Source organism: Halorhabdus amylolytica, from assembly GCF_004944975.1.
GTDB lineage: Archaea > Halobacteriota > Halobacteria > Halobacteriales > Haloarculaceae > Halorhabdus > Halorhabdus amylolytica.
Window position 1 is genome coordinate 345878 of sequence record NZ_SPQG01000001.1, and the last position, 15374, is coordinate 361251.

General features: G+C 63.2%; 13 protein-coding genes. 6 read left to right on the forward strand and 7 right to left on the reverse strand.

What is annotated here, in order from left to right; genetic code table 11:
- The first annotated feature begins 46 nt into the window (after positions 1 to 46).
- Positions 47 to 1036: an AEC family transporter gene (locus tag E3374_RS01750; protein ID WP_211194887.1), complete on the forward strand. Its 990-nt coding sequence runs from the start codon at positions 47 to 49 to the stop codon at positions 1034 to 1036.
- Between the two features lie 169 nt (positions 1037 to 1205).
- Here the strand turns inward: E3374_RS01750 and E3374_RS01755 are convergent, their stop codons facing one another.
- Genes E3374_RS01755 through E3374_RS01765 form a run of 3 tightly spaced genes read right to left on the reverse strand, consistent with a single transcriptional unit; the run spans position 1206 to position 6060 of the window.
- A complete protein-coding gene (locus tag E3374_RS01755) occupies positions 1206 to 2111 on the reverse strand; it encodes a segregation and condensation protein A (RefSeq protein ID WP_136687095.1) in 906 nt (301 codons plus the stop codon).
- Positions 2112 to 2159: 48 nt separating this feature from the next.
- Positions 2160 to 5735, reverse strand: coding sequence for a chromosome segregation protein SMC (gene smc / locus E3374_RS01760; RefSeq protein WP_136687097.1), 3576 nt, complete (start codon positions 5733 to 5735; stop codon positions 2160 to 2162).
- Between the two features lie 43 nt (positions 5736 to 5778).
- Complete coding sequence (locus E3374_RS01765; protein ID WP_136687099.1) at positions 5779 to 6060, reverse strand: DUF7518 family protein; 282 nt, start codon at positions 6058 to 6060, stop codon at positions 5779 to 5781.
- A 142-nt stretch (positions 6061 to 6202) separates the two neighbouring features.
- On the opposite strand from E3374_RS01765, the gene E3374_RS01770 reads away from it, so the two are divergent.
- On the forward strand, positions 6203 to 7606 hold the full coding sequence (locus tag E3374_RS01770; RefSeq protein ID WP_248299368.1) for an ATP-binding response regulator: 1404 nt from the start codon (positions 6203 to 6205) through the stop codon (positions 7604 to 7606).
- Between the two features lie 28 nt (positions 7607 to 7634).
- On the opposite strand, the gene arsN2 is transcribed toward E3374_RS01770, so the two are convergent.
- Genes arsN2 through E3374_RS01785 form a run of 3 tightly spaced genes read right to left on the reverse strand, consistent with a single transcriptional unit; the run spans position 7635 to position 9340 of the window.
- Positions 7635 to 8063 (reverse strand): arsenic resistance N-acetyltransferase ArsN2, encoded by a 429-nt coding sequence (gene arsN2 / locus E3374_RS01775; RefSeq protein WP_211194888.1) that lies wholly within the window; start codon positions 8061 to 8063, stop codon positions 7635 to 7637.
- Positions 8064 to 8070: 7 nt separating this feature from the next.
- On the reverse strand, positions 8071 to 8982 hold the full coding sequence (gene arsM / locus E3374_RS01780) for an arsenite methyltransferase (RefSeq protein ID WP_136687103.1): 912 nt from the start codon (positions 8980 to 8982) through the stop codon (positions 8071 to 8073).
- The gene (locus E3374_RS01785; RefSeq protein ID WP_136687105.1) at positions 8975 to 9340 is read right to left on the reverse strand and encodes an ArsR/SmtB family transcription factor; all 366 of its coding nucleotides are present in this window, start codon (positions 9338 to 9340) and stop codon (positions 8975 to 8977) included. The genes arsM and E3374_RS01785 overlap by 8 nt, the downstream gene beginning before the upstream one ends.
- 107 nt (positions 9341 to 9447) lie before the next feature.
- Here E3374_RS01785 and gatB point away from each other — a divergent pair, with 107 nt between their 5' ends.
- Positions 9448 to 10935, forward strand: a complete 1488-nt coding sequence (gatB, locus tag E3374_RS01790; protein WP_136687107.1) for an Asp-tRNA(Asn)/Glu-tRNA(Gln) amidotransferase subunit GatB — start codon at positions 9448 to 9450, stop codon at positions 10933 to 10935.
- A gap of 194 nt (positions 10936 to 11129) precedes the next feature.
- Here gatB and E3374_RS01795 read toward each other — a convergent pair whose 3' ends face one another.
- Complete coding sequence (locus tag E3374_RS01795; protein ID WP_136687109.1) at positions 11130 to 11726, reverse strand: DUF5789 family protein; 597 nt, start codon at positions 11724 to 11726, stop codon at positions 11130 to 11132.
- Between the two features lie 150 nt (positions 11727 to 11876).
- Here E3374_RS01795 and E3374_RS01800 point away from each other — a divergent pair, with 150 nt between their 5' ends.
- The 3 genes from E3374_RS01800 to E3374_RS01810 all read left to right on the forward strand — a co-directional run bounded on the left by E3374_RS01800 (position 11877) and on the right by E3374_RS01810 (position 15353).
- Positions 11877 to 12161: an AbrB/MazE/SpoVT family DNA-binding domain-containing protein gene (locus E3374_RS01800; RefSeq protein WP_136687112.1), complete on the forward strand. Its 285-nt coding sequence runs from the start codon at positions 11877 to 11879 to the stop codon at positions 12159 to 12161.
- Entirely contained in the window at positions 12154 to 12621 is a 468-nt protein-coding gene (locus E3374_RS01805; RefSeq protein ID WP_136687114.1) for a type II toxin-antitoxin system VapC family toxin, read from the forward strand. The genes E3374_RS01800 and E3374_RS01805 overlap by 8 nt, the downstream gene beginning before the upstream one ends.
- Before the next feature lie 200 nt (positions 12622 to 12821).
- Positions 12822 to 15353, forward strand: coding sequence for a DNA topoisomerase I (locus E3374_RS01810; RefSeq protein ID WP_136687116.1), 2532 nt, complete (start codon positions 12822 to 12824; stop codon positions 15351 to 15353).
- Positions 15354 to 15374: the final 21 nt, after the last annotated feature.

Sequence of the window (15374 nt, forward strand, 5' to 3'; positions counted from 1 at the left end):
CGCCGATCCGAAGGGATTGTGACCCGGGCCGACCAATCCCCGGGACGTGTCCGCCATCTCGATCGACGCACTGCTTGGCATCTTCGCGACGGCAATCCTGCCGATCGTCGCTATCGCGGCCGCCGGGTTCGTACTGGGACGGAGCAAGGACGTCGACGCCGGGCCGCTGAACACGATCACGATCTACGTGCTGGTGCCGGCGCTGGTCTTTCACACGCTCGTGACGACACCGCTGAGCGGTGGGACTGTACTGTTGGTCGCCGTCGGCGTCGTCGCGTTCACCACCGTCATGGTACTTCTGGCCGGCGGCACGGGTCGACTCGCCGGTCGTACCGAACCGTTGCTGGGCGCGTTCGTCCTCGCGGGGGCGTTCTCGAACGCGGGCAACTTCGGCATCCCGCTTTCGGAGTTCGCCTTCGGTGCGACTGGCCGGAGCACGGCCGTCCTCTACGCGGCCGTCCAGGGGGTACTGCTGTACACGGTCGGCACGTACGTCGCCGCCCGCGGCAGCGCCAGCGCGTTCGCGGGCGTGAAACGCGCAGCCAAGATCCCGTTAGTCTACGCGGTCATCGTCGCGCTTGCCGTCCGCTGGCTCGGTCTCGCCCCACCAGTCGATTCGGCAGCCATGTCGACGCTCCAGCTGGTCGGGGACTCCTCGATCCCGGTCATGTTACTCATCCTCGGCATCCAGCTGTCGGGGACGAACTACGGGGCCGCCCTCCGTGGCGTGCTCGTCCCGAACGCACTGAAACTCGCTGTCGCACCAGCCGTCGGTGCTGCCATCGCGATGCTCTTCAGTTCGACGCTCGTTCCCCTCGGTTTCGAGAACCCGACCGTCGCGCGCGTGTTCGTCCTCGAATGTGCCGCCCCCTCGGCCGTGACACCGATCATCCTCGTTGGGGAATTCAGCGAACGTGGTGACGGTCCCGTCTCACCCTCCGAGTTCGCCAGCACGGCGATCCTGACCTCGACGCTGCTCTCGATCCCGATACTGACGGTACTGATCGCGCTCCTGCGGGCCGGTGTGATCGTCTGACTAGCGCCCGTCGTCGTGAACGTATTCCAGGGCCGTGTAGTAGCGATCCCGATCGAAGCGCTCGTCGAGTTCGGCCAGGCGTTCCCTGACACGCTCCGGGGTCATGCCTTGTGGTATCGTTTGTTGCCCACAACTATAACTATTTATCATAAAATATACGGCGACCGGATCATTCGGCGAGCGGAGTTTCGACCGAACCGGACGCCTCGGGATCTCTAAGCCAGAGGTCGCCGAACCAAGTGTCCTGCTGGAGGTCGACGCGGCCCTGATCGGCCAGGAAGAGCACCCCCAGGAACGTCTCGACACGCGAGCCGCCGATATCGTCGACCTCGGCGAACAGTACTTCCTCCCGACCTGCCTCGTAGTGCTCCCGAAGACTGGCCGCGACGGATTCGACGAGTTCCTCGACGTCCTCACCGTGAGTCCGGTCGGTCACGTCGGCGGCCGTCGGCTCTGCCTCCTCCCGGAAGTCGTCGCTCGCGTGGTAGTCAAGTTCCTGCGTGCCGCGCTGAAACCCCTGCGGGGACTCGCTAGTGTCGTACTCCCGGGAGTCCTTCCACCAGGTGTCGCGTTCGGCCTCCCGCAACTCCCGGACGAGTTCGTCCAGCGTCCGGGGCGTCCCCCTGGCGCGTTTGCGCTCGAGTCGGCGGTCCATCTCCTCGTCGAGCGCGTCGAAGGGGTCGGCTCCCGTACCCTCCCCCGGCCGTTCGGCGAAAGGGTCCGACTCCATCTCGGGTTCCGAATCCTCATCCGTGTCGTCCTCCAACAGCGCATCGCTCTTCATCCGCAAGAGGACACTCGCATAGAACAGCGCCCGGCCGGAGGTTCGCAGGTCAGCCTCGTCGAGGCGTTCGAGGAACTTATCGGTCACGCGGACGACATCGATGTCCCAGGGGTCGATCTCACCCTCCTCGGCCAGTGTGACCAGTACCTCGACCGGCTCGACCTCCTCCTCGCCCGGCGTCTCGATCGTCGGCTCGTCCGTTCCCCCAGCGTCCGATAGAACCTCCGTCCCGCCGTCGGGTCGTTCGCGTCCGTCGTGACCGGCAATGTCGAGTGGAACGTCGTCACTCATGGAGAAATCACCCCCACGCCCGGGGATCGCTTTCGCGATCCCACCACGTCAGTCATCCGCAGTCACCTCCGCACCCTCGCCCGTCAGGTCGATCCCGGTGACAGCACTGGCGTTGTCCTCGCCCATCGTGACGCCGATCGCCCGCTCGGAGCGTTCAAGCAACGCCGAGCGATGGGAAACGACCACGAACTGGGCGTCACCCGCGAACTCGTCGACCATCTCCCCGACCAGGTCGGCGTTGGCAGCGTCCAGGAACGCGTCGACCTCGTCCAGGGCGTAGAACGGTGCCGGATTGTACCGCTGGATCGCGAAGATAAACGCCAGCGCAGTCAGGGACTTCTCGCCGCCGCTCATCGCGTTCAGTCGCTGGATCGGCTTGTCGCCGGGCTGGGCCTTCATCGTGAGGCCGCCCTCGAAAGGATCGGCCTCGTTCTCGAGGTGAAGTCGGCCGGTCCCGTTCGAGAGTCGCTCGAAGATCTCCCGGAAATGGCCGTCGATCGCCTCGTAGGCCTCCATGAACGTCTCCTTCTTGCGGGCCTCGAACGTCCCGATCCGATCGCGGATCCCCTCGGCCTCCTCGACGAGCGTCCCGCGTTTGTCCTGAAGCTCGTCGAGGTCTGCCTCGACATCGTCGTACTCCTCGATGGCGAGCATGTTGACCGGCTCTAAGGCTTCCATCTCGGCTTCGAGTTGCCCGATCCGCGTCTGGACGACGTGGTGGTCGGGAATCTCCTCGGGGTCGTACTCGCCGACTTCGGCCTCCAGTTCGTCGATCTCCCACTCGAGGCGTTCGACGGTCTCGCGTTCGTCCGCGAGGTCGCTCTCGACGGCGTTGACCCGGTCCTTCTGCTCGTCGCGGGCTTCGCGAGCCTCGCCGAGGTCCTCACGCAGGTCCTCGCGCTGACCCTTCAAATCGGCGAGTTCCGCCTCCAGTTCCGCGACGGCGTCCTCCTTCTCGGCGAGGCGGGCTTCCTGCTCGTCGATCTCATCCTCGAGTTCCGCAATCCGCTCTTCCTGTGCCGCCTTCCGGTTCTGTGCGTCCTCGATCTCGTCGTGGAGGTCCTCGATGGCGTCCTCGGCGTACTGCTTTTCGAGTTGCAATTCGTTCAGACGTCCGTCCAGGTCCTCGAGTTCGTCCTCTCGTTCGTCGATCTCCTCGCCCAGCGACTCGGCCTCGTCGGTCAACGCGGGCAGCTCGGAGTCCTCGATCTCGCTCTCCAGGTCGGCGATCGTCGCCTCGATCCCGTCGATCTCCTCTTCGACGGTCTCGATCTCGGCCTCGATCCCGTCCATCTGCTCGGAGACCTCGGTACGTTCGGCTTCGATCTCCTCGAGTTCGTCCTCCAGCTCCGCGATCCGCTCTTCGGTCTCCTCGTACTCGCGCTCGCGTCGCTCGATCTCGGCCTGGATCTCCCGGAGCTGGTCGGCGGCCTCCGAGCGACGGTCACGGGCGTCCGCTAAACGCTCCTCGATGTCGGCCAACTCCTCGCGGAGTTCCTGACGATCGTCTTCGAGGTCGGTTATTCGCTCGGCGACACGCTGAAGGCGCCCCTCGCCACCCGAGAAAGAGTACCGCGATCCGCCGGAGGATCCCCCCGTCATCGCGCCGCTCTTCTCGACGAGGTCACCCTCAAGCGTCACCAGCCGGAACTCGCCCATGAGGTCCCGGGCAGTCTCCATGTTCTCGACGACCAGGGTATCCCCGAGCACGTAGCTGAACACGCCCGCGTAGCGCTCGTCGAAGTCGACCAGATTGTAGGCGAAGTCCACGACACCGGGGAGATCGGGGGGTGATGGCAGCGACCGCCGGTCCATCTCGGTCAGTGGTAGAAAGGTCGCCCGCCCGGCGTTGCGTGACTTGAGGTGCTCGATGCAACGCTGACCGACGCCGTCATCCTCGACAACGACGTTCGCCAGCCGACTGCCTGCGGCAGTCTCACAAGCACTCGCATACTCGGGGTCGACACCGCCGAGTTCACCGACTGGGCCGTGAACGCCCTCGATATCGGCCTTCCGGATCGTCGTCACTGCCCGGCTGTAGGACCCATCGCCGGACTGCTCAGCTCTGGCCTCGAGTTCGGCGTACTCCTGGCGGGCGGATTCCAGATCGTCCTCGATCTCTCCGATCTGCTCCTGTACGTCTCGTTTCTCGGCCTGGAGGTCCTCGACGACCCCGTCGATCGTCTCGCGGTTCTTCGCTGCCTTCTCCCGTTCGTCCTCCAGATCGTCGATCTCGGCCTCGAGTTCGGGCAGAGATTCGTGCTGGCTTTCGATGTTCGACTCGATCTCGCGTTGCTGGTTCGAACGCCTGCGGGCCTCGTCGAGCAAGCGGTCCTGCTCGCGCTGGAGGTCGTTTCGACGCTCCTTTGCGTCCTCCAGATCGGCCTTTTTTGCTTCGAGTTCCTCGCGGACCTCCTCGTATTCGGCCCCGACTTCCTCGATCTCCTCCTCGACGGCCGCCAGATCGGCCGCCAGATCGTCGATCTCGGCTTTCACCGAGGACTTCTCGACTTTGATCTCACGGACGTCGTCCTCGAGATCGTCGACAGTCTCCTGCTTGCGGTCGATCTCGACGAAGGCATTCCGACGGTCAGTCTCGGCGGCTTCCCGTTTCTCCTCCGCACTCCCGATCGCGTCCTCCAGCCGCGCGATCTCGCCTTTGATCTCCTCGATCTCGCGTTTGAGCTGTAGTTGTTCGTCCTCGCCCTTGCGCTCGATCTCGGCGTTCAGTTCTTCGAGTTCGTCCTCCAGGCGGACGACCCGCCCCTGGCGCTCGTCGAGTTCGCGCTGCCGTGTTGCGAGTTCCTGTTCCAGTTCCTCGACCGACTCGCGAACGTCGGCGAGGTCCTCGCGCTTGTCCTCGAGTTCGGCAGCCTTCTCGTAGTTCTCGAACTCTCGCTTTTCGTCTCTGAGTTCCTGGTATTCTAAGGCCGTCTCGCGTTCGTCCTCGAGTTGTTCGAGGCGGTCTTCCTTCTCTGCGATCCGGAGTTCCGCCTCGTCAATGCGGTCCTCGACGACCTCTAACTCCTCGAAGGCCTGGGCCTTCTTGGCGTCGAACTCGGCGACGCCCGCGATCTCGTCGATGATCTCCCGGCGAGCGCCAGCGGTCATGTTGATGATCTCGGTCACGTCGCCCTGCATGACGACGTTGTATCCCTCGGGGGTGACTCCAGCCTGGGCGAGCAGGTCCTGGATGTCCCCGAGGTTGACCGACCGGCCATTGATGTAGTAATAGGAGTAGTAGTTGTCCTCGGTCTCCTTCACCCGGCGTCTGATCTCGATCTCGTCGACGTCACCGACGTTCTCGCTGCCGGCCGCGTTGACGACCTGCGATCGGGTGAGCGTCCGATCTGAGTTGTCAAGAACGACCGAAACGCTGGCCTCGCGTTCCCCGTCCGGGCGCTCACCGTCCTGATGGCCGGGATTGTAGATGAGATCGGTGAGTTTCTCCGCGCGGATACCGGACGTACGAGTCAGTCCGAGCGCGAAGAGGATCGAGTCGACGATGTTGGACTTCCCCGACCCGTTGGGACCGCTGATGGTCGTGAAGTCCTCGTAGAAGGGGATGCGTGTCTTACGCCCGAAGCTCTTGAAGTTGTCCAGGACGACCTCTGTGATGTGCATGGGGTTCGACGACTCCTCCCTCGATCCAGGCACCCGTTGGACCTCAGGCGATGATGATGTCCGATTCGCTCTCTCCGTCGTCAGTGACCTCGGCCCCCTGGGACTTATCGCCTTCGGCCGACTGCTCGCCCTCGGGATCGCGTTTCTCGGCACCCGCGTCCCGTTCGAGGTCGACCGGATCCTCGAAACCGATATCGGCGTCGACCGCGTTCTCGAGTTCGCGCAGCCGAACCTTACACTCGACGAGTTCGTCGGTGAGCCCTTCGACGGTCGCTTCCAGGTCCTTGACTTTCGATTCCAGTTCCTCGACGCGGTTGCCGCTCATATGCCATTCACCTGGCTCCGCCCGCTTAAACCTACGTCAGACATTCACATCGTTTCTGATACGTCCTCGGGTGAGAGATGACGGAACTGTCAGGTCGCGCGTCGGGAATTTTTTACCGACCGAAGCGAATTCAAGTAGGTATGTGTGTAGAGACAGGGCCTCCATCATGATGGACGGTGGGCCGATCCGCGTTCTCGTCGTCGACGATAGCGAGTTCTTCGCCGAAGTGACCGCCGAGACTTTAGAGTCCGAACACGGGTTCGAGACGTTCGCCCGGGAGAGTGCCCGGGACGGGATCGAGTTCCTCAGGAACGAGCGGATCGACTGTATCGTCAGCGATTACGAGATGCCCGAACGGAACGGCCTCGAGTTCCTCGAAACTGTTCGTGAGACGATCGACGAGGACATCCCGTTCGTTTTGCTCACCGGCCGGGGCGACGAGGAGGTAGCGAGCGAAGCGATCGCGTCCGGCGTCGACGACTACTTCCTGAAACTCGACGTCGTCGAGGACGAGGAGTACGGTCGACTCGCAAACCGTATTCGGAGCGCCGTTAGCGAGAACCGTGCCCACCAGAAGTACGAACTCCTGGTCACGACGTCACCGGACGGGATCGCACACGTGGCGAGCGACGGAACAGTACTCACGGCGAACCCGGCTCTGGCGGCCGACGCCGGCTCCGAACGCGAGGAGATCATCGGCAGTACCCTGCCGGAACTCTTCGGCGCAGTCGGGGAGAAACGTCTCGAGACGGGGCGGACCGTGATCGCCGAAAACGAGCCCGAACGGACCGAGGACGTCTTCGAGGGAAAGCACTTCCACAACATCATCGTCCCGGTCGACTTCGACAGCGATCGCGACACCTTTCAGCTCATTTCCCGGGACATCACCGAACGCAAGGAACGCGAGCGGGAGCTACAACGGCAGAACGAACGACTGGAGAAATTCGCCAGCGTGATCAGCCACGATCTCAGGAACCCGCTTGAAGTGGCCCGGGGGTCTGCCGAGTTGATCGCCCAACAGTGTGACGATCGGGAAGCGATCGACCGGATGGACCGTGCACTGTCGCGGATGGACCGGCTGATCGACGACATTCTGACCATTGCCCGACAAGGGGAGGCTGCCCACCAGCCCGACGCGGTCGATCTCGCCCACCTTGCCGACGAGGCCTGGACGAACGTCAAGACCGACACTGCTCGGGTCGATATCACCGACGTGGGAACGATCGAGGCAGATCCAAGCCGGCTACAGGAGCTATTCGAAAACCTCTTTTGTAACGCCGTACGTCACGGCGGCGAGGACGTGACGGTCCGTGTCGGTGCCCCTGATCACGGGGCGTTTTACGTCGAAGACGACGGTCCCGGAATTCCGGACGACCGGCGGGACGACGTCTTCGAGCTGGGCTACTCGACGGCGGAGGAGGGTACCGGCATTGGACTGTCTATCGTCCAGCAGATCGCGTCCGCTCACGGATGGGACGTCGATATCACCGAGGGAAGCGACAGCGGGACCCGATTCGTATTCTCCGACGTCACGTTCTTCGGGTGAGAACCGTCCGGCGGCATCGGACCGCCATTCACTCGACGGATCGCCCCAAACACGTGGCGGACTGGGGACACAGATCAGTGAACTGGGTCGTTTCCTGAATCGACTCTGGAATTGCTTCCCGGGCGACCGGTTCGTATCCCCGCTGTCTGAAGAAACCACTCGCCGTCGTCAGGAGGAAGATCGTTTCGATGCCCGCTTCGCTCAGCCGGTCTTCGAGTCGTTCACAGAGCGCCGACCCGTGCCCCTGGTTGCGCTTCTCCGCGGGCACCACGATCGATCGAAGCAGCGCCTCGGTCCCGTAGCGCTCGTAGCCACCGACGCCGAGCAACTCGTCGCCGTCGACGGCCACGAACAGCCACACCGGTGACTCCCCGAGGTCCGATGCGGGCAGATCGTTCGCCCGAAGAAGCGCCGCAATACGCTCCCGTTCGTCGTCGGTCGCCGGCCGCACACTCATCGACGCCTCAGCCATCCGCGTCCCCCACACCGTCGGGTTTGCGGGCCTCGATCCGCGCCGAGGCGACGTACTCGCGGGGGTCGCGCTCGGGGTGCCATTCGCTGATGAACTCGTCGTCGTCCGTCGGTTCGATCGAGACATCGATGAACCCCGCCTCGCCGAGCATCGCTTCGAGTTCCGTCGGTGGGGCCGCATCGCCGATGCAGGCCGACACTGACTCCGGGTCGATCCGAAGGTCCTCGGGTAACTCCGCCGTCCGGACGACGTCAGAGATAGCCAGACGACCGCCCGGTCGGAGGACCCGAGCGGCCTCCCGGAATACCTGTGATTTGTCGGGCGAGAGATTGAGGACGCAATTGGAAATAATCACGTCGACCGCCTCGTCGGCGACGGGCAAGTGTTCGATCTCCCCGAGGCGAAAGTCGACAGTGTCGTCTCCGCGGTCGCGTGCGTTCTCACGTGCTTTCTCAACCATTTCGGGCGTCATGTCGACGCCGATGACCCGCCCATTGGGACCGACTGCGTCGCTCGCCAGGAAACAGTCGAACCCACCGCCCGAACCCAGATCGAGGACCGTCTCGCCCGCCTCAAGGCTCGCGATCGCCGTGGGGTTGCCACAACTCAGTCCCATGTTCGATGCATCGGGCACTGTCTCCAGTTGGTCGTCCGAATAACCGATATCGCGTGCTCGCTCCGCCGCGTCGGTGGTTCCGCTCGCGCCACAACACGACGAGTCTGTCGCTCCGTCACCGGCGTCCCGGGTTTCGGCGTCCGTCCCACCACCGCAACATCCACCGCCAGCCGTCCTATCGCCGCGGGATTCCTCCTCAGCCACGTCTCCGTATCGCTCGCGCACTGCCCGACGCTGCTCGGAGGGACTCAACTCGTCAGTGTCGTCAGTCGAGGCCTTCTCACTCATCGACCGATCGCACCTCCTCGATCGTTTCGAGCAGGCGGTCCGCCCTGTCGGTCGACGCGTAGTACCGCCAACGTCCCTCTTTCCGGCGGTCGAGAAGCCCAACGTCGGTGAGCCGGGCGAGGGCCTGGCTGATCGCTCCCTGGCTGACGTCCAGGGCAGCCTCGATCTCACAGACACAGACCTCTCCACCCGCAGCGATACACTGTAGCGCCTCGTAGCGGGTTCCGGACCCGACCGCGTCCAGCAGTTCGAGGTCAGCAGCCACTTCGTCGGCGGAGAGTCCATGTTCGACTGCGGTACAACAGGCCGCACTGTCACGACCCTCCTCGCCCGTTTCCGCCGTCGCTCCGCGATCCATCTTAGTAAACTCTAATATTAGCATACGCTTATATGTTCCGTCCGGCCGATCGCATCCTGGCCGCCCGGGTCGTTAGCCTTTAGCCGCCCCGCGGCCAACCGCTGGCAATGACTGCTCAGGCCACCCAGCAACGGGATCTCACGGTCGTAATCGGGCTGGAGGTTCACGTCCAGCTCGAGACGGCGACGAAGATCTTCTGTGGCTGTTCGACCGATCTCGAAGACGCCGAGCCCAACACCCACACCTGTCCGGTGTGTCTCGGTCTGCCGGGATCGTTGCCGGTGCTCAATGAGGGTGCCGTCGAGGCCGCCGTCAGGATCGGCAAGGCTATCGACGCCGATATTCCCGAACAAACCCGCTTTCACCGGAAGAACTACTACTATCCCGACCTGCCGAAGAATTTCCAGATCAGCCAGTACGACGCCCCAATCTGTGCGGACGGTGAACTCGAATTTTCCGTCGAAGGCGAGCGCCGCACGGTCGGGATCGAGCGCGCCCATCTCGAAGAGGATCCGGGAAGTCTCCAGCACCAGGGCGGGAACATCGACACGGCCGATTACACCCTCGTGGACTACAACCGTGCCGGCGTCCCCCTCATGGAGGTCGTCACCGAGCCGGACTTCCGTGACGCCACGGAGGTCCGAGCGTTCCTCGCGAAACTGGAGGAGGTCCTGGAGTACCTGGGCGTCTTCGACGCGACGCGGGACGGCTCGCTCCGGATCGACGCCAACCTCTCGCTGGTCGACGCCGCGGACGTCGCCGAGGACGGCTCAATCGACGACGACGTGCTCGCCGATGCTAACCGCACGGAGGTCAAGAACATCTCCAGCCACAAGGGCGCACAGAAGGCACTGGCCTACGAGGCCCAACGCCAGAAGAACGCCGTCGAGCGCGGTCGCGAGGTCGAACAGGAAACCCGTCACTGGGACGAGTCCCGCGGGATCACGGTCTCGATGCGCTCGAAGGAAGAAGAGAAGGACTACCGGTACTTCCGGGAGGCCGACCTCCCGCCCCTGGAGGTCAGCCACTGGAAAGAAGAACTCTCGATCCCCGAGTTGCCGGACGCCCGTCGCGAACGCTTCGGGGACGAATACGGCCTCAACGAGGAAGCCGCTTCGAAGCTCACCACGACCAAACAGGTCGCGGACTTCTATGAGGACCTGGCCGCGGAGTTCGATCCCGACCTCGTGGCAACCTGGGTGGCCGACGAACTGCTGGGCGAACTCAACTATCGCGACATGGCGATCACCGACGTGACGGATCGACTCGACGAGATCGAACGCCTCGTGGAACTCGTCGCTCGCGAGGAGATCACCGCCAAGAACGCACGCGAGAGCGTTCTCCGGGGAATGCTCGACGACGGCGACGACCCGGACACGATAGTCAACCGAGAGGGACTGGGCAAGACCGGCGGCGACGAACTCCAGGGTGCCGTCGAGGAAGCTATCGACGAGAACCCTGACGCCGTCGCCGACTACCACGACGGGGAGGGCGGCGCGATCAACTTCCTCGTCGGTCAGGTGATGCAAAAGACCGGTGGGAGTGCGGATCCCGGTGACGTGAACGAGTTGTTGCGGGCCGAGCTAGAGGAGTAGTACCGAGCGCGAGCGTAGCGAGGCTCGAAGGAAGTGAGAGCCTCGAACTGCGAACGGCGTAGCCGTGAGCGCAGTGAGTGCTCGGCTTTTTTCGTCCAGATTTTTCAAGGAGAGGTGCCGGAGCGGAGCGACGGCACCCGACGAAGAAAAAGGTGGGGTGACGTGAACGAGCTGTTGTGGGCTGAGCTAGAGGACTAGATCCCGAGCCACTCGTCGACGCGGACTTCGTAGCCGTTCGACCGGCAGAACTTCGCAGCTTCCCGGCGAACTGCCCGGGAACCTGGGAGTTTCCCTTTCTCGTCGATCTGCTCGACGATCCAGTCCGTGATCGCGGCGAGCCCCTCGTCGTCATCCGCGTCGATCGCCGCGAGAGCCTCCAAAGTCTTTCTATACGCATCACGTCGTGAGCCGCCGAAATCAGCGTCCTGCAGTTCGGCACTCGCCTCGATGATCCGTTTCATCGCCGCGGCGACAGTCGGCCGCTGGACCTGGACGCTGACCGCCGCCGGGGAGTCGAACGTCTCGGCGTCGGTTTCCGGCAGCAGTTCCGCGAGTCGGTAGGTTCCCTCTGGCGACACAATCTCGCGATCGCCGACCGCTTCGACCACGTCAGCCGCCGTCGTCGGGAACGGAAGCGTTTCGAGTTCGTCCTCCAACTCGCCGAGTTCAGTCGCCTCGATCGACGGCTCCGGTTCTTCACGCCGCCTCAGTTCCGTCTCGAGTTCGCGCTCGCGCTGTCGTCGCTCCTCGTCGTGGGCCTGTTTGTCCCGGCCTCGCTTGTCGTCTGCCATTCCAGACTGTTGGGTCTGCGGGCGGATAGATTTGTTGGGAGTGTTTAAATATTATAAGAGTTTGACGTTCGGACTACCATGCACTATTCAGACAGTTCCGAAATTCCGTCTTCCCGAACGAGTATACATTTTCCCACCAAAAGTGGGAGCATGGTAACGGTAGACTCGAAAGGGAGGATCGTCCTCCCACAGAAGGTTCGGAACCGTCTGGGAATCACTCCCGGCAGCGAGGTAGAAGTCCACGAAGAGGGAGGGAAAGCAATCGTCGAACCGGAGGACGATCCGGAAGCGATAATCCAGCGCATGGATCGACTCGTCGAAGAGACGGCTTCCGAACGTGGAGAGACGAAACCGATCGACGGAAGTGTCGATCCGATCGCCAAGAAACATAGAGACGCCGTTCGACGAGGGGCTAACGGGGACAGCGATGAGTGACGTGGACGGCCCGTACCTCTTTGACGTCGGTGTAATCGCTCTCGCACATACGGAAGCACCAGTCCGCGACGCTGCGCTTTCTTCCGTTCGGGATGCCATCACCGGCGACATAGATGCCATCGTTCCGTACCCCGCCGTATTCGGCGCACACACAGTGCTCACGACGTACTACGGACGATCGAACGCCGAAGCGTCCAGACTGCTGGAGAACTTCATAGACGCAAATCGAATTCACTGGTCCGATCGACTGCCGGAGACGCTCGTCAGCGATAGTTTGGATAACGCACGAACGGCAAAGATTGGCGGCTGGGATGGATATTACGCCCAGGCTGCGATTGAGGAAGGAGCAAACACACTTCTGACCATCGACGACGACTTCGAACGGTTTGACGAGCTCGACACCGAAGTGATTCTTTCGTCCGCAGAGTTCCGCGAATTGAACGCGTTTCTGGAACAGTGACTCCCTATCGTATCAAACTGTACTCTCTGGAAACGCCTGACTGTGAGTGTGCTCTATAGAGACTACCTCACGGGCGCAAGCGTGCGTCGCGTGCGCGCCTTGTCCTACTCCCGTCTTGCGATTACGCGCCGAAAGACATATGAGACGCTCTCCGCGTAGCAGGGCACAATGAGTTCCCAACCTGTCGGTGGTGATCGGGCGTGCGCCTGATCGTCACCGAGAAGGACAACGCCGCCCGGCGGATTGCCGAGATATTGAGCGGCGATTCAGCGAGTGCCGAGCGACGGAACGGCGTCAACGTCTACCGGTGGGGTGGCCAACGCGTCGTCGGTCTCTCGGGGCACGTCGTCGGCGTGGACTTCCCGCCGGAGTACTCCGAATGGCGAGACGTCGAACCAGTCGAGTTGATCGACGCCGATGTCGTCACGACGCCCACGCGGGAGAATATCGTCGCGACGCTGCGCAGTCTGGCCAGGAAGGCCGACGAGGTCGTCATCGCGACCGACTACGACCGCGAGGGCGAACTCATCGGCAAGGAGGCCTACGAGTTGATCCGCGAGGAGACCGACACGCGAGTCGAGCGCGTGCGCTTCTCCTCGATCACCGAGCGCGAAGTCAAGGAAGCGTTCGAGAACCCCGACGAGATCGACTTCGACCTCGCGGCGGCGGGTGAAGCCCGCCAGATCGTCGACCTGATCTGGGGTGCGGCGCTGACGCGCTTCCTCTCACTTTCGGCCAAGCAACTGGGCAACGACTTCATCTCGGTCGGCCGGGTCCAGAGCCCGACGCTGAAGCTGATCGTCGACCGCGAACGCGAGATCGAGGCCTTCGATCCCGACGATTACTGGGAGATCGTCGCCGATCTCGCGAAAAACGGTCAAGGGTTCGAGGCCCAGTACTTCTATGACGACGACGGCAGCGAGGCCGAGCGAATCTGGGAGGAGAGTACGGCCGAGGCGGCCTACGCCGATCTCTCCGAGTCCAGGGTGGCCACTGTCACCGAGGTCCGCCGCCGGACGCGGACCGACGACCCGCCCGCGCCGTTCAACACGACCGCGTTCATCTCGGCGGCGAGTTCGCTCGGATACTCCGCCCAGCGCGCGATGTCGCTGGCCGAGGAACTGTACACCGACGGCTACCTGACCTACCCGCGGACGGACAACACTGTCTATCCGGATGATCTCGACCCCGCGGAACTGTTGGGTGCCTTCGAAGGCAGTTACGAGTTCGGCGACGACGCGGAGTCTCTGCTCGCCCAGGCGGAGATCGATCCGACCCGTGGAGAGACAGAATCGACAGACCACCCACCGATCCACCCGACCGGCGAACTTCCCGATCGTGACGAGATCGGCGCGGACGCCTGGGAGATCTACGAACTCGTCGTCCGACGCTTTTTCGCGACCGTGGCCGAGCCGGCGACCTGGGCGCACCTTCGGGTCGTCGCGGACGCTTCGGGGCGGTCGCTGAAGGCTAACGGCAAACGCTTGCTCGAAGAGGGATACCACGCGGTCTATCCCTACTCCTCGGCCGGCGAGACCGTCGTGCCCGAGGTCAGCGAGGGCGACGAACTGTCGATCGAGGACGTCGAACTCGAAGCCAAACAGACCCAGCCACCACGGCGCTACGGCCAGTCGCGGCTCATCCAGCACATGGAAGAGATGGGTATCGGGACGAAGGCCACGCGACACAACATCGTCGAGAAGCTCTACGACCGGGGATACGTCGAGAACGATCCACCCCGGCCGACGAAACTTGCAGAGGCAGTCGTCACGGCTGCCGAGGAGTACGCCGATCACGTCGTCAGCGAGGAGATGACCGCCCAGCTAGAGACGGACATGACCGCCATCACCGAGGGCGAGGCAACCCTGGAGGAAGTGACTGAAGAATCCCGGGAGATGCTCGGCGAGATCTTCGAGGAGCTACGTGCATCACGTGAGGAGATCGGCGAGTTCCTCCAGGAGTCGCTGAAAGCCGATCGGACGCTCGGGCCCTGTCCGGAGTGTGGCGAGGACCTGTTGATCCGACGGAGCCGACAGGGTTCGTATTTCGTCGGTTGTGACGGCTTCCCGGAGTGTCGGTTCACGCTCCCGTTGCCAAGTTCCGGCGAGCCCCAGGTGATGGACGAGACCTGCGAGGAACACGATCTCCGGCACGTCAAGATGCTCGCGGGTCGGGACACGTTCGTCCACGGCTGTCCACGCTGCAAGGCCGAGGAAGCCGACGAGAGCGAGGACGAGGTGATCGGGGACTGCCCCGAGTGTGGAGGGAGCGCTGCGCCGGAGGGACAACGAAAGGGAGACGGCGAAGCCGCCGAAGGGGAAGGGGGCAAACTCGCGATCAAACACCTTCGATCGGGCTCGCGACTGGTCGGCTGTACGCGCTATCCCGACTGTGACTACTCGCTGCCGCTGCCCCGTCGCGGAGAAATCGTCGTGACCGACGAGACCTGCGAGGACCACGATCTGCCACACATCGAGGTCCACGATGACAGTGACGACCCCTGGGAACTGGGCTGTCCGATCTGCAACTACAAGGAGTTCCAGGCGCGCAACGCCGTCGAAGACCTGGAAGATCTCGACGGAATCGGCCCGGCGACTGCCGAGAAACTCGAAGACGTCGGCGTCGAGGCACCCGAGGACCTCCAGGACGTGGATCCCGACGCCGTCGCCGGCGACGTCCAGGGTGTCAGCGCTGATCGAATCCGGGAGTGGCAGACCGAACTGTCGGCTTGATTCTGCACGCTGTCTGAATCA